This is a genomic window from Streptomyces cacaoi (genome assembly GCF_006539165.1).
Taxonomy (GTDB): domain Bacteria; phylum Actinomycetota; class Actinomycetes; order Streptomycetales; family Streptomycetaceae; genus Streptomyces; species Streptomyces cacaoi.
Map to the genome: position 1 here is coordinate 49,689 of NZ_BJMM01000023.1, position 22,403 is coordinate 72,091.

Below are 22,403 nucleotides of genomic sequence, written 5' to 3' on the forward strand. Positions count from 1 at the left end.
GTAGGGGGCGGGACCGGGAGTCGTCCTTTCCACGGGTACGCCCGCGGATGTCCCTCCGCGGGCGTCCCTTCGCAGACGTCCGGCCGGCTACCGGGTCACGGTGACGCGGCGTTCCGCGCGTGCGCCGTTGACCAGCACGCTCAGCGTCACCGTGCCCGGCCGCAGCCCCGTGAGCGTGCCGGCGGCCGGGTCGAACACGGCGGTGCAGCGGCCCCGGGGGACGGCGCCGCGCACACACAGCCCCCGCGCGCCGGGCCAGTCCGCGCTCACCGGCCAGTCCACCGGGATCCGGCGGGCCTCGGCGCCCGCGCCCTGCCGCACCGTCGCGGACGCCTGCGCGCGCTCCCCGGCCCGGATGCGTCCGGGCGCCCGCAGGGTGAGCCCGTCCACGTGCGGACGGGTCTGCACGGACAGCCAGTCGCCGTCCCGTCCCGGCCGGCCGCGGTCCACCCCGACGAGCGACCAGCCGGTGAACCCGCCCTCGCCGGGCGGTGCCGCCGGTGCCTTGCCGGAGTTGCCGTTCACCAGATACGGCACCCCGTCCACGTGCGAGGCGTCGAACACCCCGACGTGTCCGCCGATGAGCACCGCGCCCTTGCCCGAGCGGGCGCGGAACCGGGCGAGCCAGTCCTCCAGCAGATCGGCCTCGCGGCGGTCCGTCAGCCGGCTGCCGTGCTGCGGCGTCGGATCGCGGGGCGGCACATGCTGGAGGACGGCCACCGAGCCGATCCGTGGATCCTTCGCGGCCTTCTCCAACTGCTGTTTGAGCCCCTTCAGTTGGTCCCATCCGCCGCCGCGCACCGTCAGCGAGGAGGTGTCCAGCGTCACGAAGCGGGTGCCGCGGTGGTCGAAGGTGCGGTGGGCCGGGCCGAACTCCTTGACGAAGTTGTCGATCGAACCGCCCATCACCTCGTGGTTGCCCGGCACGTAGTACCAGGGCACGGCGTCCCCCAGCTCCTCGCGCAGCAGCCGGTGCCCGAACGCCAGATCGGCGGGGGAGCCCTCGTCGACGAAGTCGCCGTTGACGACGACGAAGTCGGGCCGGGCCGCGCGGATCTCCCGCAGCGTGCGCCGCGCCTGGCGTACCGCCTCGCCGTCCGGTTCCCGCGCGACGAACTGCGCGTCCGAGAGCACCGCGAACCGCCAGTCGCGGCCCGCGGTGTCCGCCGCGGTCGAGATCAGCGGATCGTGCGGGCGGCCCGCCGCCGGGAGTTCGACGTCGGGCGGGATCCGGGCGACGAGTTCGTCCAGCACGACCTCGCCGGAGTAGCGCGCGGACGGCCGTGTCTCGGCGAGATAGAAGCGGTGCAGCCGCAGCGGGTAGGCCACGCCCTCGGGCACCTCGAAGGTGATCCGACGCCAGCCCTCCCAGTCGATGTGCGGGCCGCGCAGCACCTGGTCGGTGCCGGCCGCGTCCTTGAGGTGCAGCGAGGGCCAGGCGCCCGAGCCGTCGCCCTTGAGCCACAGGGAGAAGGCACGTGGCTGGCCCTCGACGGTGACGTCCTCGGGCGGGCTGGCGTAGGCGGCGCGGGTGGCGGTCGACTCGGTGAAGTCGTAGCTCAGCTTCAGCCCGCCGCCCTCCTTGCCCGCGGGTTCCGGCGCGAGCGAGCCGCTCGCCCGGGCCGCGCTGAACTTCCAGTCGGCGGCGTCGTCGAAGCCGGCCACGGTCTTCTCGTGCAGGCCGACCGTGACCGCGAGCCGGGTGGTGTGCCCGCGCACGGTCGCGGTGACGATCCCGGAGGCCGTGTCCCGGCCCGGCCGCGCCCGCACCCGGAAGGTGCCCGAACCGTCGTCGGCCGGCGCGATGTCGAACAGCGAACGGTCGTAGTCCAGCCGGGCGTCGGCCGGTTCGACGGGCGCGCTCGTGCCGTCCGCCGTGTACCCGACGAGCCCGAACGCCGAGGAGGCGTCGGCGTTCGGCAGCCCCACCCGCTCCCGGGTCGGCCGCACCCGGTCCAGCGCCCCCACGACGTGCAGCCGGGTCGAGCCGGTGGCCCCGGCGCGGTGGGCGCTCGCCCGTACGTCGCCGGTCCGCCGCGCGTGGAACACCCCGTCCGCGTCGACCCGTCCGGTGCCGGGCCGGTCGGTGCGCCAGCGGGGGCGCGGGTCGCCGTGCGCCGGGCCGTAGGTCTCGTCGTAGCCGGCCGCCGACAGCCTGCGGGTCAGGCCGGTGAAGACCCGTTCGGGGTGGCCGCCGGGCACGTTGTCCGCCGTCGGCGCGGTCCGCGCGTCCATGGCCGTGCCGACCCGGTAGCCGGTGAGCCGGCCCGAGCCGGCGGGGGCGGTGAGCGCGAGCCCGTTGGGCACCGGGCGCTGCGCCCCGTCGGAGGGCGCGTTCTCCAACCGCAGCCCGCGGGCGCCCGGTTCGCGGGCCAGCAGCGTGGACGAGCCGCCGCCGTCCAGGTTGAGCGCGTTCCAGGCGCCGAGCTTCTTCATCATCACGCCCAGCTCGGTCAGCGTCACACCGCCCGAGGCGGCCTGCCGGCCGTCGACCGACAGCACATGCATGGTGCCGCCGTCGCGGGAGAAGCCGACCGCGGTGCGCGGCGCCGTCTCGTTGTTCGGCTTGCCCTCCCAGTTCTGCGGCTTGCCGTCCACGACCAGCAGGCCCCGGCCGCCGACGGCCGTGCGCGGCAGCGGCGAACCGTCGTCGGTGCGCACCCGGTAGGCCGTCTCCACCCGGTCACCGGGACGGAGCGCGGCCAGCCGCCGCGCGCCCTCACCGCGGCCGAGCAGCGCCGTGACCCCGTCCGGCAGGGGCTCCTTGCCGGGCTTGCCGGTGGCGACGACCCTGCCGTCCTCCACGGTGACCTCGGTGGCGTCCGGATCGTGGTCGACGGTCATCGCGCGGTCCGCCTCGCCCCACTGCGAGTCGTAGACGCCGATGCCGTCGGCGGGCACGTTCGCCGCGTCCCGGCCGTCCAGCCGCGCCTTTCCGCCCGGCAGCGTGACGGTGCCCTCGAAGTACAGATCCAGCACCCGCCCGGCCGCCTCCGGGCCGATGCCGACGGCCTCGGAGGTGCCCGGCGCCGGCGAGTGGACGGGCCTGCCGTCGCGGACGCCCGGGCCGAGGGGCGCACCGGTCTCGTTGATGTCGAAGAAGTCCGCGTTGAGAGCGGCGACGGTGCGCCGGCCCTTCCCCGGGTCGTGCCGCTCGGCCAGCTCGCCGACGGTGTGCCGCTCGGAGACCTTGCCGGAGGACAGATAGTCGGCCCGGGCGCCCTTCCGGCCGCTGCCGAGCCGGAGACTGAGCGCGGAGGCCCGGAGGAACTTGCCGGGCTCCAGCCGCTCGAACGAGGTGAGTTCGGCACCCGGCGCGACGGGGCGGCTGGTGCGGGACAGCTCCATTCCGGCACCGGACGGCCCGGCCGCGCGCTGCTCCGGCCGTGCCGCCGCCTCCCGCTGCTGCGCCGTCGGCCGGTCCGGCCCCGGGACGGCGGTCGCGCCCGCGGGCAGCAGCCCGACGAGCAGCCCGGCGAGCGCCAGGGCGACGGCAGCCGGAAGGCGGCCCCGCGGACGCCGGGCGGCGCCGGAGCCTCCGCGGGCGCGAGCGGTGCGAGCGGCGTGGGCCTGTGCGGGGCGGGCGGGGCCCGGTGGCCGGGACGGGCCGTGGGGCCGGGGCGGTCTGTCGTGTACGTCGTCGGCTGGTCTCTCTGCGTCCACTACGTCCCCCACAAGGAACCGGATCGGCGGTGGTCGAGGCGGTACGCCCGGGCACTCGGCACGGCCCGGGCGCTTCCCGGCGGGCCCCGGGCGACCCGGCGCGGCACGGATCAACTCGGGTCCGTCCTCCGGGTGTTCGGCGTGTTCGGGGCGCCCTGCGTGTTCGGCGTGTTCGACGGATGCGGGCTTCCGGGCTTCGGGTGTCGCGGGCTCGGGCTGTGCGGACCGTGCGTGCGCCTCCGGGCGGACCGGGCGGCCCCGGACGGCCCGGGTGGTTCCGGCCGGTTCCCGGGACACCGGATGCTCCCGGCCGCCCCGGATATCGCCGCCGTTCCGGATGCCCCGGACCTCCGGTGCATGCCGGGTTTTACGGAACTGACCGAACTGACCGAACTGACGGAACTTCCGGTGCTTCCGGTCGTGCGCGGTGTTCCCGGGCCTTCCGGGTCTCCTGGTCCGCACCGTGCGTCGCGTGGCACAGCGTCCCAAGACGGACGGGCCCGCACCAGGGGGCCGAAGCGAACCCGAGGGAAACAACCGGTCGTTCCGGGACGTCCGTGAAGGGCAGCCGAAAGCCCCGCGTCCGAAGGGGAGTTCGGAGCGCGGGGCCCGGCCGGAGGGCCGCTCAGCGGCGCGGCGTCCCGGTTCTGCGACGGATCAGCCATGTGCCGCCCGCAGCGGCGGCGAGCAGGGCACCGCACACACCGGCAGTGGTGGCGACGGCCGTGACGGGGCTCGCCGCGCTGCCGTCAGCGGCGACCGGCCGCGCGTCGGCCGCCCGGGCCCGGCCCTCGTCGGCCCGGGCGCCGACCCCGGCGTGCGCACTGCCGGACGCGCCGTCGCCGTTGTCGCCCGAGCCGTGGCTCTGCGGACCGAAGCCACCCGCCAGCCCCTTCCTGTCGTACGCCGAACCCGGCAGCTTGTCCGCGTACTCGCGGTGCACCCGCGCGTGGTACGTGCGCAGGTCCGTGCCCTCGGGCCCGACCGCCGCGCGGGCGTCCCGGTCGAGGGGGAGGATGCGGGTGCCCTCCTGGACGTACCACGCGTCGATCTGCGGTTCGTGGAACACCGTGCCGCCCGGTGCCTTCTTCGCACCCTTGGCGGCGTACCGCGTCTCGTCGTCGCCCGTCGCGATGTTGACGACGCGCCAGCCGTGCGCCGTCCGCGCCGTGCTGACGCTCGCCCGCCGGCCGTCGGCAGCGACCGCCGTCGTCGCGTACGCCTCCGTGCCGGCGACGGGGGTGCGCTCCACCTTCGCGCCGCGAGCCGCCACGAACCCGGCCGAGAGGGTGCGCACCGGCACCGTCGTCCCGAGCAGCTTCGGTTGCGCCGCGGAGGCGCTGTGTCTGCCGCCGCGGGCGAAGAACCGGGCGAGGGTGCGCACCGTGGGGCCGTCGTCGGCCGCCGCGTGCGCGGCCTTCAGCGTGGCGGCCGACGGGGGCGCGGGAACGGCGGGCGCGTCCGTACCGGCGGCGTGGGCCTGCGGGGCGAGCCCGAGCAGGGCGACGGTCAGGGCGCCGGCCGCGACACCGCGCAGGGCACGCGGGGAGCGCGGAGCGCGGGAAGTGCGCGGGGCGCGCGAGGGGCACGGGGCGCCCGGGGCGGTGCGGTGGCGGGGGGTGGGTCCGTCGGCCATGGTGCTCACGCTCCGATCCCGTAGAGCGAATGGGTCCAGGAGAACTGGTTGTTGGCGATGTACCAGTCGTGGGAGGCCCAGTTGTAGCGGTTGTTGGAGGGCCAGGGGTCGCCCCAGTAGACCCAGCCGTTGCTGTTGTCGTAGCCGTAGAGGACGTGCATGTGGCCGCCGCCGGAGCTCCACTGGATCCGGGTCTCGACCGGGCGTCCGGCGTCGATCTCGCCCTGCACCGTGCCGTAGCGCAGCCAGCCGGAGACGTAGCGGCCCGGGTTGATGCCCATCCAGTCGAACGCGTTCTGCACATTGCCGAGCGTGGCCTGGTTGTTGGGGCACGAGGAGCCCTGGCTGCGGCCGAACGCGGCGTTGCAGAAGGCGTTCTGGTCGTAGCCGCGGCCCAGGTAGGAGGCGATGGTGTTGCCGCCGGCGGCCCAGCACCAGTTGCTCAGCTCCTGCGCCTGCATACGGATGTCGAGGCGCTGGGCGGCCCGGGTGCCGTCCGTGGCCGGCCGGTCGGCGGGCGCCGCGGTCGCGAACGACACGGGGACGGCGAGCAGCACGGCCGCGAGCGCCGCGACGGTGAGCCGGCGCCGTCCCGCCCGTGGCACGCGACGGCGGAAGAAGCGTGGGGACATGGCGTTCCTCCCGAGGGAACGAGAAGTGCGGAGGAGCGCATCCGGATGCGATGACGACGAGCATCAACAGTTGTCGGGGCCCGGTCAACACGCTTCAATACGTCGGGAAGAGCCCTGTGAACACCCGGGTCCGTATGTGAACGCGCCCGGCACACCGGCTGGTCGGAGGCGGCGGAGCGAGGGGGACCTGTGAACGTTCACACCGGGATGCCCGACACCACGGAGCCGCCCCCGGCGGTCGGCCGGCGCCCGCCGTCCGCCGAACTCGCCCGGCTGCTGCGCACGGGGCCCTTCCACGCGGCGCTGCGTGCCGCGATCCGCGCCCGGGGGCTCGCCCTCCACCGGGTCCGGCACAAGCTCGCCGAGCGGGGCGTCACCGTCGGCGTCACCAGCCTGAGCTACTGGCAGCAGGGCGCACGCCGCCCCGCGCGCTCCGAATCGCTGCGCGCCGTCCGGGCGTTGGAGGACGTGCTCGACCTGCCTCCGGGCGCGCTGCTGCGGCTGCTGGAGCCCGTCGAGAGCGCGGCCGAGCGCCCCGTGGGCCGCTCCTACCAGACGCTCGTCGAACAGGCCGATGTGCTCCGCTCCCTCCTCACGGAGCTGGGCGCGCCCCTGGACGGCGGGCTGCACACCCTGGACCACTGGGAACGGGTCCGGCTCGGCGCCCGCCGGGAACTGCTGGCCCGCTCCTCCCAGCAGGCCGTCGGCGCGCACCGGGAGGGAGTCGACCGGTATCTGGCCATCCACCACGGCGACGCCGGCTGTGTACCGGAGCTGGTACGGGTGCGCGCCGACGAGAACTGCCGCGTGGGGCGGGTGCGCTGGCGGCCGGGCGTCCCCGTCGTCGTCGCCGAGCTGCTGTTCGACACCCGGCTGCGGCCGGGGGAGACCTATGTGTTCGGCTACACCGTGCAGGACGGCACCGGCGGGGAGAGCCACGAGTACGTCCGGGGCTTCAGCTTCGGCGGCGGACGGTACGTCCTCCAGGTGGGCTTCGACACCGCGGCGCTCCCGGTCCGCTGCCGCAGCTTCACACGCGCCACCGCGTCCGCGCGGGACTGCGAGGAGCGGGAGCTGACGCTGAGCGGCGGCAACCGCACGGTGCATCTGGTGCGCGGCGACGCGGGCCCCGGCCTCCTCGGCATCGGCTGGGACTGGGAGTGACCGGGGAGCGCACGGCCGCCGGGCCGGGGCGTGAGCCCGTCCCACCCGAAGGGATGAACTCCCGGCCGGAACCGGCCTGTCCGGCCCGACCGGCCCCGGAGCGAACGGCACCGCAATCGGCGACGAACGGGACCGCGCCGCGACAGAACGGGACCGCGCCCCTGGAAGAACGGGACCGCGACGCGACGGAACGGGATCGCGACGCGAAGGCAGGGGACCGAACCGGACGGAAGCCACCGGCGACCGGAGGGAAGGGACCGGCGATCCGGCGGAAGGGCCGGTGGCAGGAGGGACGCCGCTCGGTGGCCGGCACTCCCTAGCCCTTCAGTGGACCGCCGCCCGCCACGAGCTTGCCGTTCCGGACCTTCACCGGGACCTCCGGCAGCGGCTTCGTCGCGGGCCCCTGGGCCACCTTGCCCGTGGCGGCCTCGAACCGGCTGCCGTGCAGCGGGCACACGGCCTCGCCCTTCTCTACGCTGTCGAGCATCCCGCCCTGGTGGGTGCACACGGCGCTGAAGCACTTGAACTCGCCGTCGGCGGGCCGGGACACGAGCACCCGCTGCTTCGGATAGATCTTCGCCCCGCCGACCGGGACGGCGTCGGCCGCCCCCAGCTCGACCGGCTCGTCCGGGCCGGGTGAACCGCCGTCCTGGCCGGAGCCTTCCGAACCGCCGCACGCGGCGGCCGTCAGCCCGAGCGCCGCCAGGGCCGCCCCGCACAGGACGGCGCGGCGTCCCGCCCGTGGTGCCTGGCCGGTCTGCTGCCCGGACACGGCGGCCGTACCGGGCTCGTGATCGGTGCCCGTACCGGGCTCACTGCTGCTCACGCGCCGTACTCTACGTCCCCTTCGTGTGCCTTCGGGCGCCCGGTGCCGGCACCCGGGCGCGGACGCGCGCACATGCGCCCGCGCCCGGGGCCGCCCCGGCGCCCGGGGCTACTTCTTCGCGCCCTTGGCGGCCTTCTTGGCGGGCGCCTTCTTGGCCGCCGCCTTCTTCCCGGCGGCAGCCCGGGTCTTCGAGGCGGCAGAGGACGCCGAAGCCTTCGACGTCGCCGAAGCCTTCGACGAGGCAGAGGACTTCGACGACGCAGAGGACGCCGAGGACTTCTCAGCCGCGGACGACTTCGCCGCCGCCTTCTTCCCGGCGGCCCGCGCGGTGACGGTCTTCTTCGCCGCACCCGCCGAGGCCACCGTCTTCGCCGCGCCCGTACGGGACTTCGCGCCCGCCTTCCGGCCGCGCCCCGCGGGCGGTGCCGCGTCGCTCACGCGGTCGCCGAGCATGTCGCGCAAGAATTTGCCGGTGTGGCTGGCCGGGACGGAGGCGACCTCCTCGGGGGTGCCCTCGGCGACCAGGAGCCCGCCGCCGTTGCCGCCCTCGGGGCCGAGGTCGACGACCCAGTCCGCGGTCTTGATGACATCCAGGTTGTGCTCGATGACGATCACCGAGTTGCCCTTGTCGACCAGGCCCTCCAGCACGGCGATGAGCTTGCGGATGTCCTCGAAGTGCAGGCCGGTCGTCGGCTCGTCCAGCACGTAGACGGTCTTGCCGGTCGAGCGCTTCTGGAGCTCGCTGGCGAGCTTCACCCGCTGTGCCTCGCCGCCGGAGAGCGTCGGGGCCGACTGGCCGAGCCGCACATAGCCGAGGCCGACGTCGTTGAGCGTCCGCAGGTGCCGGGCGATCGCGGGCACCGCCTCGAAGAAGTCCAGGGCCTGTTCGATCGGCATGTCCAGGACCTCGGCGATGTTCTTGCCCTTGTAGTGCACCTCCAGGGTCTCCCGGTTGTAGCGGGCGCCGTGGCAGACCTCGCAGGGCACGTACACATCGGGCAGGAAGTTCATCTCGATCTTGATCGTGCCGTCACCGGCGCAGTTCTCGCACCGGCCGCCCTTGACGTTGAACGAGAAGCGGCCCTGCTGGTAGCCGCGGACCTTCGCCTCGGTCGTCTCCGCGAACAGCTTGCGGACGTGGTCGAAGACACCCGTGTAGGTGGCCGGGTTGGAGCGCGGGGTACGGCCGATGGGGGACTGGTCGACGTGGACGACCTTGTCCACCAGATCGTCGCCCTCCACCCGGACGTGCCGCCCGGGCACCGACTTGGCGGCGTTCAGCTCCCGCGCCAGATGCGTGTAGAGGATGTCGTTGACCAGCGTCGACTTCCCCGAGCCCGAGACGCCGGTGACGGCCGTCAGCACGCCGAGCGGGAAGGAGACGTCGATGTCCTGGAGGTTGTTCTCCCGGGCGCCGCGCACCGTCAGCTGCCGCGCCGGATCGGCGGGCCTGCGCACCTCGGGCACCGGGATCTCCCGCTTGCCCGCCAGGTACTCGCCGGTGACCGAGTCGGAGTTGGCCAGCAGCTCCTTCAACGGGCCGCTGTGCACGACCTTGCCGCCGTGCTCGCCGGCGCCGGGGCCGATGTCCACGACCCAGTCGGACGCCTTGATGGTGTCCTCGTCGTGCTCGACGACGATCAGGGTGTTGCCCAGGTCCCGCAGCCGTACCAGCGTCTCGATCAGCCGGTGGTTGTCCCGCTGGTGCAGCCCGATCGACGGCTCGTCCAGCACGTAGAGCACGCCCACCAGGCCGGAGCCGATCTGGGTGGCCAGCCGGATGCGCTGGGCCTCGCCGCCGGAGAGGGTGCCCGCCGCGCGGTTGAGCGTCAGATAGTCCAGGCCGACGTCGACGAGGAAGCGCAGCCGCTCGTTGACCTCCTTGAGCACCCGCTCGGCGATCTTCTTCTCGCGCCCGGTCAGCTCCAGATCGCGCAGGAAGTCGGCGCACTCGGTGATCGACATCGCGGACGCCTCCGCGATCGACTTGCCCTGCACCGTCACCGAGAGGATCAGCGGCTTGAGCCGGGTGCCCTCGCAGGCCGGGCAGTTCACCTCGCGCATGTAGCCCTCGAAGCGCTCCCGGCTGCTGTCGGTCTCCGCCTCGGAGTGCCGCCGCTTGACGAACGGCACCGCGCCCTCGAACGCCGTGGTGTAGGCCCGCTCCCGGCCGTACCGGTTGCGGTAGCGCACCTCGACCTGGGTCTTGTGGCCGTACAGCAGCGCCTTCTTGGCGCGGGCCGGCAGCCCCGCCCAGGGGATGTCGGTACGGAAGCCGAGCGCGTCGGCCAGCGCGCCGATGAGCCGGCCGAAGTACTCCCGGGTGTGCCCGTGCGACCAGGGGTGGATGGCGCCCTCGTCCAGCGACTTGTCCTCGTCCGGGACGATCAGCTCCGGGTCCACCTCCATCTGGGTGCCGATGCCGGTGCACACCGGGCAGGCGCCGAAGGGGGAGTTGAAGGAGAAGGAGCGCGGCTCCAGCTCCTCGAACGAGAGGTCGTCGTAGGGGCAGTACAGGTGCTCGGAGTACATCCGCTCACGCTGCGGGTCGTCCGGCTCCAGATCGACGAAGTCGAGGATGACCATGCCGCCGGAGAGCCCCAGCGCGGTCTCGACCGAGTCGGTCAGCCGGCGCTTGGCGGTGCTCTTGACGGTGAGGCGGTCGACGACCACCTCGATGGTGTGCTTCTCCTGCTTCTTCAGCTTCGGCGGGTCGGACAGCTGGATCGTCGTCCCGTCCACCCGGGCCCGGCTGTAGCCCTTGGTCTGGAGCTCGTTGAAGAGGTCGACGAACTCGCCCTTGCGCTCGCGCACCAGCGGCGAGAGCACCTGGAAGCGGCTGCCCTCCTCCAGGCCGAGCACCTTGTCGACGATCGCCTGCGGCGACTGCCGGGCGATGGGCCGGGAGCACACCGGGCAGTGCGGCTTGCCGATCCGGGCGTAGAGCAGCCGGAGGTAGTCGTACACCTCGGTGATCGTGCCGACGGTCGAGCGCGGATTGCGCGAGGTCGACTTCTGGTCGATGGAGACCGCGGGGGACAGGCCCTCGATGAAGTCGACATCGGGCTTGTCCATCTGCCCGAGGAACTGCCGCGCGTAGGCGGACAGCGACTCCACGTAGCGCCGCTGGCCCTCCGCGAAGATCGTGTCGAAGGCGAGCGACGACTTCCCCGAGCCGGAGAGGCCGGTGAAGACGATCAGGGAGTCGCGGGGGAGGTCGATCGAGACGTTCCGGAGATTGTGCTCCCGAGCGCCACGGACGAGGAGACGGTCGGCCACGCTGGCGTGCACCTTTCATGCCTGCTGCTGCTTGGGCCGCGGGCTGCTGCCCGCGGAGGGAGGGAAGGACGTGCGCCCGGGGCGGCACGGGGACATCCCCCAAGAGTAGGACGGCGCCGGCCGGAGTGTGGTGCGCTTCCCGGTCGGGAACCTCCCCCGAGCCTATAGCACGCGTATTCGATTTTGTGCCGCTCCGCCCTCCGGTCCACCCGGCAGCCCGCCGTCTTCCGCTCCTCACCGGGGCCGCATTAGCTTGGGGCCATGATCACGCCCGAGCAGGATGCCGAACGTGTACGGACCGCCACCGAGCAACTCCTTCACGCCCTCATGAAGCTCGATTCCGCCGAGGTCACCCAGCCGTCCCAGCTCCCCGGCTGGACCCGTGCGCACGTCCTCGCGCACCTCGCCCGCAACGCCGACGCCCTCGTCAACGTGCTCGCGGGACAGCCCATGTACCGCAGTGCCGAGGCCCGGGACGCCGACATCGAGCGCGGCGCCGGCAGCACACTCGCCGAGCTGCTCGACGATGTGCGCCGCACCGCCTCCCGGCTCGACACCGCCTTCCACGGGCTCACCGAGGAGGACTGGAAGCGCACCGTCACCCTGCGCAACGGCGTGACCGACCTCGCCTCCGCGCTGCCCTTCCGGCGCTGGGTCGAGGTCGAGCTGCACCACGTCGACCTCGGCATCGGCTACACCCTGGAGGACCTGCCGGGCACCTTCCTCGACCGCGAGCTGACCACCCTGGCCCGCCGGTTCGCCTCCCATCCGGACGTCCCCGAGGCGATCGAACTGCGCGCCGAGGACGGCCGGGTCTGGCACACCGGTGCCGAGCCGCGCGAGGGGCAGCCGCCGCTCGTCGTGGCCGGCAGCCCGTCCGCGCTGGTCGGCTGGCTCGCCGGCCGCACCAGCGGCACCGGCCTCTCGGCCCGCGGCTCCCTCCCGAAGCTGCCCCCGCTGTGAGCCCCCCGGGGCAGGCGCGCGGGCGACGCCGGAGCCTAGGCTGACCCCATGGCGTACACCGGAGAGGTGCGGGTCGGCGGACCCGCAGACGTGCACGAGCTGCCGGGGCTGATGATCTCCAAGATCGCCGTCGGCCCCATGGACAACAACGCGTATCTGCTGCGCTGCCGCGCGACGGACGAACAGCTGCTGATCGACGCGGCGAACGAGCCGGAGACGCTGCTGCGTTTCATCGGCGAGGACGGCATCGCCGCGGTCGTCACCACGCACCGGCACGGCGACCACTGGCAGGCGCTCGACGAGGTCGTCCGGGCCACCCGGGCCACCACCTACGCGGGCAAGGAGGACGCCGAGGGGATCCCGGTGCCCACCGATGTGCTCGTCGAGGACGGCGGCGTCATCCAGGTCGGCGAGGTGGAGCTGCGCGCCCGCCACCTCGTCGGCCACACCCCGGGCTCCATCGCCCTGATCTACGACGACCCGCACGGCCATCCGCACGTGTTCACCGGCGACTGCCTCTTCCCCGGCGGCGTCGGCAACACCTTCGGCGACTCCGCCGCGTTCGCCCGGCTGATCGACGACGTCGAGCACAAGATCTTCGACCAGCTCCCCGACGAGACCTGGGTCTACCCCGGGCACGGGGCCGACACCACCCTGGGAGCGGAGCGCCCGCAGCTGGCCGAGTGGCGCGAACGCGGCTGGTAGCAGCGGGAGTCGGGCCGGCCGGGGGCGGGCGACGAGCCCCTCGGGGACCCCCGGCGCACCCCGCGCCACCGTCCACCGTCACCCTCCGCAAGTAGGGTGTCCACCATGGCAGACCCCACCACCTATCGACCCGAACCGGGAGAGATCCCCGACTCGCCCGGGGTCTACCGCTTCCGCGACGAGCACCGCCGGGTGATCTACGTCGGCAAGGCCAAGAGCCTGCGCCAGCGGCTGAACAACTACTTCCAGGATCTCTCCGGCCTGCACCCGCGCACCCGCACGATGGTGACGACGGCGGCGTCCGTGGAGTGGACGGTCGTCGCCACCGAGGTCGAGGCGCTCCAGCTCGAATACACCTGGATCAAGGAGTACGACCCCCGCTTCAACGTCAAGTACCGCGACGACAAGAGCTATCCGTATCTCGCGGTGACGATGAACGAGCAGTTCCCCCGGGTCCAGGTGATGCGCGGCCAGAAGAAGAAGGGCGTGCGCTACTTCGGCCCCTACGGCCAGGCGTGGGCGATCCGCGAGACGGTCGACCTGATGCTCCGCGTCTTTCCCGTACGCACCTGCTCCGCAGGGGTGTTCAAGCGTTCCGCGCAGATCGGCAGGCCCTGTCTGCTGGGCTACATCGGCAAGTGCTCCGCCCCCTGCGTCGGCCGGGTCTCCCCGGAGGAGCACCGCGAACTGGCCGCCGAGTTCTGCGACTTCATGGCCGGGCACACCGGTTCCCATCTGCGCCGCCTGGAGCGGCGGATGGCCGAGGCCGCCGAGGAGATGGAGTACGAGCGGGCCGCCAAGCTGCGGGACGACATCGAGGCGCTCAAGCGCGCCATGGAGAAGAACGCCGTCGTCCTCACCGACGCCACCGACGCCGATCTGATCGCCGTCGCCGAGGACGAGCTGGAGGCCGCGGTGCAGATCTTCCATGTGCGCGGCGGCCGGGTGCGCGGCCAGCGCGGCTGGGTCACCGACAAGGTCGAGGAGGTCGCCACGGCCGGCCTGGTCGAGCACGCGCTCCAGCAGCTCTACGGCGACGAGAGCGGCGACGCCGGCGGCGGCGCCGGCAACGGCGGCGTGCCCAAGGAGGTGCTGGTCCCGGCGCTGCCCGAGCCCGCCGAGCCGATAACGCAGTGGCTGAGCGAGCGCCGCGGCGCCCAGGTCGACCTCCGCATCCCGCAGCGTGGCGACAAGCGCGCCCTCATGGAGACGGTGCACCGCAACGCCCAGCACGCCCTCGCCCTGCACAAGACCAAGCGCGCCTCCGATCTGACGACCCGCTCCCGCGCCCTGGAGGAGATCGCCGGGGCGCTCGATCTGGAGGAGGTGCCGCTGCGCATCGAGTGCTTCGACATCTCGCACCTCCAGGGCGACGACGTGGTGGCCTCGATGGTCGTCTTCGAGGACGGCCTGGCCCGCAAGAGCGAGTACCGCCGCTTCCAGATCAAGTCCTTCGCCGGCCAGGACGACGTCCGCGCGATGCACGAGGTCGTCAGCCGCCGCTTCCGCCGCTACCTGCTGGAGCGGCAGAAGACCGGAGAGTGGCCGGAGGGCGAGGAGAACGGCGCCCTGCCGGCGACGCCGGAGGCCGAGCTGCGCGCCGAGGAGGAGCCGGCAGGCCCCGAACCGGCCGATGTCCGCGGCGCCGGCCGGGACGAGGACGGCCGCCCGAAGAAGTTCGCCTACCCGCCGCAGCTCGTCGTCGTCGACGGCGGCCGGCCGCAGGTGGCGGCGGCGCAGGCGGCGCTGGACGAGCTGGGCATCGACGACGTCGCGGTCTGCGGCCTGGCCAAGCGGCTGGAGGAGGTGTGGGTGCCGGGCGAGAGCGACCCGGTCGTGCTGCCCCGCACCAGCGAGGGCCTGTACCTGCTGCAACGGGTCCGCGACGAGGCGCACCGGTTCGCCATCCGCTACCAGCGGGGCAAGCGCGGCAAACGCGTCCGCCGCAGCCCGCTGGACGACGTCCAGGGCCTGGGGGAGACGCGGAAGAAGGCGCTGCTCAAGCACTTCGGGTCGGTCAAGAAGCTGCGCGCGGCCACCGTGGAGGAGATCTCCCAGGTGCCCGGCGTGGGCCGGAAGACGGCGGAGACGGTGGCCGCGGCCCTGGCGGGAACGCAGCCGTCGGCCCCGGTGGTGAATACCGCGACCGGTGAGATCGTTGAAGAGGAGTGAGCGGGCTGTCGCCGGGGGCGCCGGCCCGCGCGGGGGTCGGCACCGTCGGTGACGGCCGACAACGCACGGATGACGGGGGGACGAGCGGGATGAGCAGCGTGAGCGCGGAACGTGAGCTGAACGGGAAGCGCGGAGACGGAGCAGTGGTGAGTACGGCCAAACCGGCACAGCCGCAGGAGGCGGCGGGCGCGACGATCCCCGAGCTGGTGATCATCTCCGGGATGTCGGGCGCCGGCCGGAGTACCGCGGCCAAGTGCCTGGAGGACCTGGGCTGGTTCGTCGTGGACAACCTGCCGCCGGAGCTGATCCCCACCATGGTCGAGCTGGGGGCCCGCTCGCAGGGGAACGTGGCCCGGATCGCCGTCGTCGTCGACGTGCGCGGCCGCAACTTCTTCGACAACCTCAAGGGCGCGCTGGCCGACCTCGCCGCGTACCACGTGGCCCGGCGCATCGTCTTCCTGGAGGCGTCCGACGAGGCCCTGGTGCGCCGGTTCGAATCGGTGCGCCGCCCGCACCCGCTCCAGGGCGACGGCCGCATCGTCGACGGCATCGCCGCCGAGCGGGACCTGCTGCGCGAACTGCGCGGCGACGCCGACCTGGTGATCGACACCTCCAGCCTGAACGTGCACGAGCTGCGCGCGAAGCTGGACGCCCAGTTCGCCGGCGAGGAGGAGCCCGAACTCCGCGCCACCGTCATGTCGTTCGGCTACAAGTACGGCCTGCCGGTGGACGCCGACCTCGTCGTGGACTGCCGCTTCCTGCCCAACCCGCACTGGGTCCCCGAGCTGCGGCCCTTCACCGGCACCAGCGAGGAAGTGGCCACCTATGTCTTCAACCAGCCCGGCGCCAAGGAGTTCCTGGACCGCTACACCGAGCTGCTCCAGCTGATCGCCGCCGGCTACCGCCGCGAGGGCAAGCGGTACGTGACCGTCGCCGTCGGCTGCACGGGCGGCAAGCACCGGAGCGTCGCCATGTCGGAGAAGCTGGCCCGCCGGCTGTCCGACGGCGGCGTCGAGACCGTCGTGGTCCACCGCGACATGGGACGTGAGTGAGGCGTATGCCGCGCAGGACCCTCCGCCACCTCGTCGGCCCCCGCGGAGCGCTGCGCAGCGGAGCCGCGGGTAAAGCGCCCAAGGTCGTCGCGCTGGGCGGCGGCATGGGCCTGTCGGCCTCGCTGACGGCGCTGCGCCGCATCACCGGCGATCTCACCGCCGTCGTCACCGTCGCCGACGACGGCGGCTCCAGCGGCCGGCTGCGCGACGAACTGGGCGTGCTGCCCCCGGGCGATCTGCGCAAGGCCCTCGCGGCGCTGTGCGGGGACGACGAGTGGGGCCGCACCTGGGCCGAGGTCATCCAGCACCGCTTCGAGAGCCGGGGCGATCTGCACGAGCACGCGGTCGGCAATCTGCTGATCGTCGCCCTGTGGGAACAGCTGGGCGATCACGTCCAGGCGCTCGACCTGGTCGGCAAACTGCTGGGCGCACACGGCCGCGTGCTCCCCATGTCCGCCGTCCCGCTGGAGCTGCGCGCCCGCGTACGCGGCCACGATCCCGCGCGCCCCGAGGATCTGTCGGTGGTGCGCGGCCAGGCCACCGTCGCGCTCACGCCGGGGGAGGTCCAGGAGGTGCACCTGGTGCCCGCCGACCCGCCGGCCGTCCCCGAGGCGGTCAGCGCCGTCCTGGACGCCGACTGGGTCGTGCTCGGCCCCGGCTCCTGGTTCTCCTCCGTCATTCCGCACCTGCTGGTGCCCGAACTCCTGGAGGCGCTCACCGAGACGAAGGCCCGCAAGGTCCTCTCGCTCAACCTCGCGCCGCAGCCCGGCGAAACGGATGGTTTTTCCCCGCAGCGTCATTTGGAGGTTTTGGCACGACACGCCCCTAAACTCGCCTTCGACGTGGTGCTGGCCGACCAGGACGCCGTGCCCGACCAGGACTCCCTGACGGAGGCCGCCGAGCGGCTCTCGGGGGCGGTCGAGCTGGCGCGGGTAGCGGCTCCCGGGGGCGCTCCGAGGCACGATCCCGAGCTGCTGGCCGCCGCGTACGACCGTATTTTTCGGATGCATGGAAGGATCGGCCCATGGCGATGACGCCCGCGGTGAAGGACGAGATCTCCCGGCTTCCCGTCACCCGGACCTGCTGCCGCAAGTCGGAGGTGTCGTCGATCCTGCGCTTCGCGGGGGGCCTGCACCTGGTGAGCGGGCGGATCGTGATCGAGGCGGAGCTGGACACGGGGATCGCGGCCCGGCGCCTGCGCAAGGACATCCTGGAGATCTTCGGGCACGCCTCGGATCTCGTGGTGATGGCACCCAGCGGGCTGCGCCGCAACAGCAGGTACGTGGTGCGGGTGGTCGCCGGCGGCGATCAGCTGGCCCGCCAGACGGGCCTCGTGGACGGGCGCGGCCGGCCCATCCGAGGTCTGCCGCCGCAGGTGGTCTCGGGGGCCACCTGCGATGCCGAGGCCGCCTGGCGCGGCGCTTTCCTGGCCCACGGTTCGCTCACCGAGCCGGGCCGCAGCTCCTCGCTGGAGGTCACCTGCCCGGGCCCGGAGGCGGCCCTGGCGCTGGTCGGCGCCGCCCGCCGGTTGCAGATCGCCGCGAAGGCCCGCGAGGTCCGCGGCGTCGACCGCGTCGTCGTCCGGGACGGTGACGCGATCGGCGCGCTGCTGACGCGGCTGGGGGCGCACGAGTCGGTGCTCGCCTGGGAGGAGCGCCGGATGCGCCGCGAGGTGCGGGCCACCGCCAACCGCCTCGCCAACTTCGACGACGCCAATCTGCGCCGCTCGGCCCGGGCGGCCGTGGCCGCCGGCGCGCGGGTGCAGCGGGCGCTGGAGATCCTGGGGGACGAGGTGCCCGAGCACCTGGCCGCCGCCGGCCGGCTGCGCATGGAGCACAAGCAGGCTTCACTGGAGGAGCTGGGTGCGCTCGCCGACCCGCCGCTGACCAAGGACGCGGTCGCGGGCCGTATCCGGCGTCTGCTGGCGATGGCGGACAAGCGTGCGCAGGACCTGGGGATCCCGGGAACGGAGTCCAACCTGACCGAGGAAATGGTCGGCTGAACGCCTGAGCGGAGCCCCTCAACAATCGAGCGGGAAGCCGTGAAAATCCTTGCGGTTGAGCGGCTGAGGGGGCCCGTTTCGCCCACCCGGCCGATGTGAGCCCCGCCGCGATGGAGAGGTAGGGTCGGACTCGGTCGGGGACATCCCAAACAGCATTCGCCGGTGTCCTCACCGGCGCACCTAGCGAGGAGATCGGTTCGTGACGATCCGCGTAGGCATCAACGGCTTTGGCCGTATCGGTCGTAACTACTTCCGCGCGCTGCTGAACCAGGGTGCGGACATCGAGATCGTCGGTGTCAACGACCTGACCGACAACGCCACTCTCGTCCACCTGCTGAAGTACGACAGCGTGCTCGGCCGCCTCCCGTACGAGGTCAGCCACACCGAGGACACGATCACCGTCGGCAAGCAGACCTTCAAGACGATGGCGGAGAAGGACCCGGCCCAGCTCCCCTGGAGCGAGCTGGGTGCCGACATCGTCATCGAGTCCACCGGCATCTTCACCAAGCGTGACGACGCGGCCAAGCACCTGGCCGCCGGCGCGAAGAAGGTCCTCATCTCGGCCCCGGCCAAGAACGAGGACATCACCATCGTGATGGGCGTCAACGAGGACAAGTACGACCCGTCGCAGCACGACGTCATCTCGAACGCCTCCTGCACCACCAACTGTGTGGCGCCGATGGCGAAGGTGATGGACGAGAACTTCGGCATCGAGCGCGGCATGATGACGACGGTCCACGCCTACACCAACGACCAGCGCATCCTGGACTTCCCGCACAAGGACCTGCGCCGTGCGCGGGCCGCCGCGGAGAACATCATCCCGACCACGACGGGCGCCGCGAAGGCCACCGCGCTGGTCCTGCCGCAGCTCAAGGGCCGTCTGGACGGCATCGCGATGCGCGTCCCGGTCCCGACCGGCTCCGTCACCGACCTGGTGATCGAGCTGAAGCGCGAGACCACCAAGGACGAGGTCAACGCGGCCTTCAAGAAGGCCGCCGAGGGTCAGCTCAAGGGCATCGTCGAGTACACCGAGGACGAGATCGTCTCCTCGGACATCGTCAACCAGCCGCCGTCCTGCACCTTCGACGCCTCCCTCACCATGGTCGACGGCAACCAGGCCAAGATCATTGGCTGGTACGACAACGAGTGGGGCTACTCCAACCGGCTCGCCGATCTCACCACCTTCGTCGGTAACCGCCTCTGACCCGCAGCCTCACGAGGCAGCAGACCGTTGGAGAACGCACCAGCACGCTGAGGAACAGGGCCCGTGCGCCCCGCACCGCACGGGCCCTGTTCCGTGCTGCAGCCCCCGGGGCACCCCGTCCCGGGACCCCTGAGCAGGAGCCTGCATGAAGACGATCGACGAACTGGTCGCCGACGGCGTGAGCGGCAAGCGGGTCTTCGTCCGCGCCGATCTCAACGTCCCGCTCGACGGCCAGACCATCACCGACGACGGCCGTATCCGGGCCGCCGTCCCCACGATCAGAAAGCTCGCCGAGAGCGGCGCGCGGGTGGTCGTGGCCTCCCATCTGGGCCGCCCCAAGGGCGCGCCCGACCCGCAGTTCTCCCTCGCGCCGGTCGCCGACCGGCTCGGTGAACTGCTCGGCACCAGCGTCCCGTTCGCGACCGACACGGTGGGCGACAGCGCGAAGGCCACCGTCGGCGCCCTGGCCGACGGCGAGGTCACGCTGCTGGAGAACCTCCGTTTCAACGCCGGCGAGACGAGCAAGGACGACGCCGAACGCGGCGCGTTCGCCGACGAGTTGGCCGGGCTGGCGGACGCCTACGTCGGGGACGGCTTCGGCGCCGTGCACCGCAAGCACGCCTCCGTCTACGATCTGCCGGCCCGGCTGCCGCACGCCGCCGGGTATCTGATCGCGACCGAGGTCGGCGTCCTGAAGAAGCTCACCGAGGACGTCGAGCGGCCCTACGCCGTGGTCCTGGGTGGTGCGAAGGTCTCCGACAAGCTCGGTGTGATCGACCACCTGATGCAGAAGGCCGACCGGCTCCTGATCGGCGGCGGCATGGCGTACACCTTCCTCAAGGCGCAGGGGTACGCCGTCGGCGACTCCCTGGTGCAGGAGGACCAGCTCTCCACCGTCAAGGGCTACCTCCAGCGGGCCGAGGAGCTGGGCGTGGAGTTCGTGCTGCCCGTCGACGTGCTGGCGACCTCCGAGTTCCCCGATCTGAAGGCCAAGGCGCCGACCGAGCCGCAGACCGTGCCGGCGGGGGAGATCCCGGACGGCCTGATGGGACTGGACATCGGGCCGGAGAGCCGTAGGCTCTACGCCTCGAAGCTCGCCGACGCGGCCACCGTCTTCTGGAACGGCCCGATGGGCGTCTTCGAGCACCCGGACTTCGCCGAGGGCACCCGCGCGGTCGCCCAGGCGCTGCTGGACAGCCCGGCCTTCACGGTCGTCGGCGGTGGCGACAGCGCCGCCGCCGTGCGCCAGCTCGGCTTCGACGAGGCGAAGTTCGGCCACATCTCGACCGGCGGCGGAGCCAGCCTGGAATACCTGGAGGGCAAGACGCTGCCCGGTCTCGCCGCACTGGAGGACGCACCCGCATGACCACCCGTACCCCGCTGATGGCGGGCAACTGGAAGATGAACCTCAACCACCTTGAGGCCATCGCGCACGTCCAGAAGCTCGCCTTCGCGCTGACGGACAAGGACCACGAGGCCGTCGAGGTCGCGGTCCTGCCGCCGTTCACCGATCTGCGCTCGGTCCAGACGCTGGTCGACGGCGACAAGCTGAAGATCAAGTACGGCGCCCAGGACGTCTCGGCGCACGAGTCCGGTGCCTACACCGGTGAGATCTCCGGCGCGATGCTGGCCAAGCTCAGCTGCACCTACGTCACGATCGGTCACTCCGAGCGCCGGCAGTACCACGCCGAGGACGAGGCGGTCGTGAACGCCAAGGTGAAGGCCGCCGTCAAGCACGGCCTCACCCCGATCGTGTGCGTCGGCGAGGAACTGGCCGTCCGCGAGGCGGGCAACCAGGTCGCGCACACGCTCGCCCAGGTCGACGGCGCCCTGGAGGGCGTCCCGGCCGAGACGGTCTCCGGGCTGGTCATCGCCTACGAGCCGGTGTGGGCCATCGGCACCGGCAAGGTGTGCGGCGAGGGCGACGCACAGGAGGTGTGCGGCGCGATCCGCGGGCGCATCGCGGAGCTGTACGACCAGGACACGGCCGACAAGGTCCGTATCCAGTACGGCGGTTCGGTGAAGTCGGGCAACGTCGCCAAGATCATGGAACAGCCCGACATCGACGGCGCCCTGGTCGGTGGCGCCTCTCTCGACGCGGACGAGTTCGTCAAGATCGTCCGTTTCCGGGACCAGTGAGCACGCTCCGGCGTGTGACGGCGGGCCGTCGCCCGTCGTAGTCTTGCGGGGCCGGGCCGAGGCCGTTGCCGAGGGCCGGCCCCGCGGGCGCAAGGGTTTCCTCACCCCGCGTCGTCAGTCGTAAGTGTCCAGCCACGATCCGAGAGAGTTGGTCCAGCCGTGGTCATGGGGTTCTCAATCGCCCTTATCGTCTTCAGCGCGCTGCTGATGCTGCTGGTGCTGATGCACAAGGGGAAGGGCGGCGGCCTCTCCGACATGTTCGGTGGCGGAATGCAGTCCTCCGTCGGTGGCTCCTCGGTCGCTGAGCGCAACCTCGACCGGATCACCGTCGTGGTCGGTCTGGTGTGGTTCGCCCTCATCGTCGTCCTCGGGCTGCTGATGAAGTTCAACAGCTGACGGCGGCCGGCGACAGCCGGCGCTGCGAGACGGCTGACAGGACGTCGTATCCCCTGCCTATCATGAGGGCTCGCGTCCGGTACCGACGCAGTAACTCCGGTCAGCGGACGCGCGTTGGGCCCTACGTACACTAGGGCGCCCGCAGCGGAGCTGCCCTTCGATGCTCCGCGGCACCGTGAGGCAGGGAGTTACGACGTGGCAAGTGGCAACGCGATCCGGGGCAGCCGGGTCGGAGCGGGGCCGATGGGGGAGGCCGAGCGAGGCGAATCCGCACCCCGCCTGCGCATCTCCTTCTGGTGCTCCAACGGGCACGAGACCCAGCCGAGCTTCGCCAGCGACGCACAGATTCCCGAAACCTGGGACTGTCCGCGCTGTGGCTTCCCGGCCGGGACGGACCGGGACAACCCGCCGGACCCCCCGCGCACGGAGCCGTACAAGACCCATCTCGCCTATGTGCGCGAGCGCCGCAGCGACGCGGACGGCGAGGCCATTCTCGCCGAGGCGCTCGCCAAGCTCAGGGGCGAGATCTGACGGACCGGCGGCCCGGCTCCCGGGGCGCCGCCGACGGCC

Annotated in this window: 17 protein-coding genes; 12 read left to right on the forward strand and 5 right to left on the reverse strand. The window is 72.6% G+C overall.

Annotated features, from left to right (window positions below):
- Window positions 1-87: 87 nt before the first annotated feature.
- The 3 genes from SCA03_RS21075 to SCA03_RS21085 form a co-directional block, all read right to left on the reverse strand.
- Window positions 88-3,348: a phosphodiester glycosidase family protein gene (locus SCA03_RS21075; protein WP_170298014.1), complete on the reverse strand. Its 3,261-nt coding sequence runs from the start codon at window positions 3,346-3,348 to the stop codon at window positions 88-90.
- A gap of 940 nt (window positions 3,349-4,288) precedes the next feature.
- On the reverse strand, window positions 4,289-5,299 hold the full coding sequence (locus tag SCA03_RS21080; RefSeq protein ID WP_230988838.1) for a hypothetical protein: 1,011 nt from the start codon (window positions 5,297-5,299) through the stop codon (window positions 4,289-4,291).
- Window positions 5,300-5,304: 5 nt separating this feature from the next.
- Complete coding sequence (locus SCA03_RS21085; protein ID WP_030887050.1) at window positions 5,305-5,931, reverse strand: papain-like cysteine protease family protein; 627 nt, start codon at window positions 5,929-5,931, stop codon at window positions 5,305-5,307.
- A 207-nt stretch (window positions 5,932-6,138) separates the two neighbouring features.
- Between SCA03_RS21085 and SCA03_RS21090 the strand changes: the two genes are divergently transcribed.
- Window positions 6,139-7,095, forward strand: coding sequence for a hypothetical protein (locus SCA03_RS21090; RefSeq protein WP_086815130.1), 957 nt, complete (start codon window positions 6,139-6,141; stop codon window positions 7,093-7,095).
- A 316-nt stretch (window positions 7,096-7,411) separates the two neighbouring features.
- Here SCA03_RS21090 and SCA03_RS21095 read toward each other — a convergent pair whose 3' ends face one another.
- Window positions 7,412-7,867 carry a Rieske (2Fe-2S) protein gene (locus tag SCA03_RS21095; RefSeq protein ID WP_030881435.1) on the reverse strand — a complete coding sequence of 152 codons (456 nt, stop codon included), beginning with the start codon at window positions 7,865-7,867 and terminating at the stop codon, window positions 7,412-7,414.
- Between the two features lie 162 nt (window positions 7,868-8,029).
- Window positions 8,030-11,200, reverse strand: coding sequence for an excinuclease ABC subunit UvrA (gene uvrA, locus SCA03_RS21100; protein WP_169729622.1), 3,171 nt, complete (start codon window positions 11,198-11,200; stop codon window positions 8,030-8,032).
- 261 nt (window positions 11,201-11,461) lie between these two features.
- Here uvrA and SCA03_RS21105 point away from each other — a divergent pair, with 261 nt between their 5' ends.
- The 11 genes from SCA03_RS21105 to SCA03_RS21155 all read left to right on the forward strand — a co-directional run bounded on the left by SCA03_RS21105 (window position 11,462) and on the right by SCA03_RS21155 (window position 22,364).
- On the forward strand, window positions 11,462-12,163 hold the full coding sequence (locus tag SCA03_RS21105) for a maleylpyruvate isomerase family mycothiol-dependent enzyme (protein WP_030881439.1): 702 nt from the start codon (window positions 11,462-11,464) through the stop codon (window positions 12,161-12,163).
- Between the two features lie 48 nt (window positions 12,164-12,211).
- On the forward strand, window positions 12,212-12,868 hold the full coding sequence (locus SCA03_RS21110; RefSeq protein WP_030881441.1) for an MBL fold metallo-hydrolase: 657 nt from the start codon (window positions 12,212-12,214) through the stop codon (window positions 12,866-12,868).
- A gap of 105 nt (window positions 12,869-12,973) precedes the next feature.
- Window positions 12,974-15,040 carry an excinuclease ABC subunit UvrC gene (uvrC, locus tag SCA03_RS21115; RefSeq protein ID WP_030881443.1) on the forward strand — a complete coding sequence of 689 codons (2,067 nt, stop codon included), beginning with the start codon at window positions 12,974-12,976 and terminating at the stop codon, window positions 15,038-15,040.
- A gap of 89 nt (window positions 15,041-15,129) precedes the next feature.
- Window positions 15,130-16,092, forward strand: a complete 963-nt coding sequence (gene rapZ, locus SCA03_RS21120; protein ID WP_051856544.1) for an RNase adapter RapZ — start codon at window positions 15,130-15,132, stop codon at window positions 16,090-16,092.
- A 5-nt stretch (window positions 16,093-16,097) separates the two neighbouring features.
- Entirely contained in the window at window positions 16,098-17,126 is a 1,029-nt protein-coding gene (locus SCA03_RS21125; protein ID WP_030881448.1) for a gluconeogenesis factor YvcK family protein, read from the forward strand.
- Complete coding sequence (gene whiA, locus SCA03_RS21130; RefSeq protein ID WP_030881449.1) at window positions 17,117-18,094, forward strand: DNA-binding protein WhiA; 978 nt, start codon at window positions 17,117-17,119, stop codon at window positions 18,092-18,094. The genes SCA03_RS21125 and whiA overlap by 10 nt, the downstream gene beginning before the upstream one ends.
- A 199-nt stretch (window positions 18,095-18,293) precedes the next feature.
- Window positions 18,294-19,298 (forward strand): type I glyceraldehyde-3-phosphate dehydrogenase, encoded by a 1,005-nt coding sequence (gap, locus tag SCA03_RS21135; protein ID WP_030881451.1) that lies wholly within the window; start codon window positions 18,294-18,296, stop codon window positions 19,296-19,298.
- Between the two features lie 145 nt (window positions 19,299-19,443).
- Entirely contained in the window at window positions 19,444-20,664 is a 1,221-nt protein-coding gene (locus SCA03_RS21140) for a phosphoglycerate kinase (protein ID WP_086815129.1), read from the forward strand.
- Window positions 20,661-21,437: a triose-phosphate isomerase gene (gene tpiA, locus SCA03_RS21145; protein WP_086815128.1), complete on the forward strand. Its 777-nt coding sequence runs from the start codon at window positions 20,661-20,663 to the stop codon at window positions 21,435-21,437. The genes SCA03_RS21140 and tpiA overlap by 4 nt, the downstream gene beginning before the upstream one ends.
- A 165-nt stretch (window positions 21,438-21,602) precedes the next feature.
- Window positions 21,603-21,833 carry a preprotein translocase subunit SecG gene (gene secG / locus SCA03_RS21150; RefSeq protein ID WP_030881456.1) on the forward strand — a complete coding sequence of 77 codons (231 nt, stop codon included), beginning with the start codon at window positions 21,603-21,605 and terminating at the stop codon, window positions 21,831-21,833.
- A gap of 243 nt (window positions 21,834-22,076) precedes the next feature.
- Window positions 22,077-22,364, forward strand: a complete 288-nt coding sequence (locus tag SCA03_RS21155) for an RNA polymerase-binding protein RbpA (RefSeq protein ID WP_030881458.1) — start codon at window positions 22,077-22,079, stop codon at window positions 22,362-22,364.
- The last annotated feature ends 39 nt before the right edge of the window (window positions 22,365-22,403 follow it).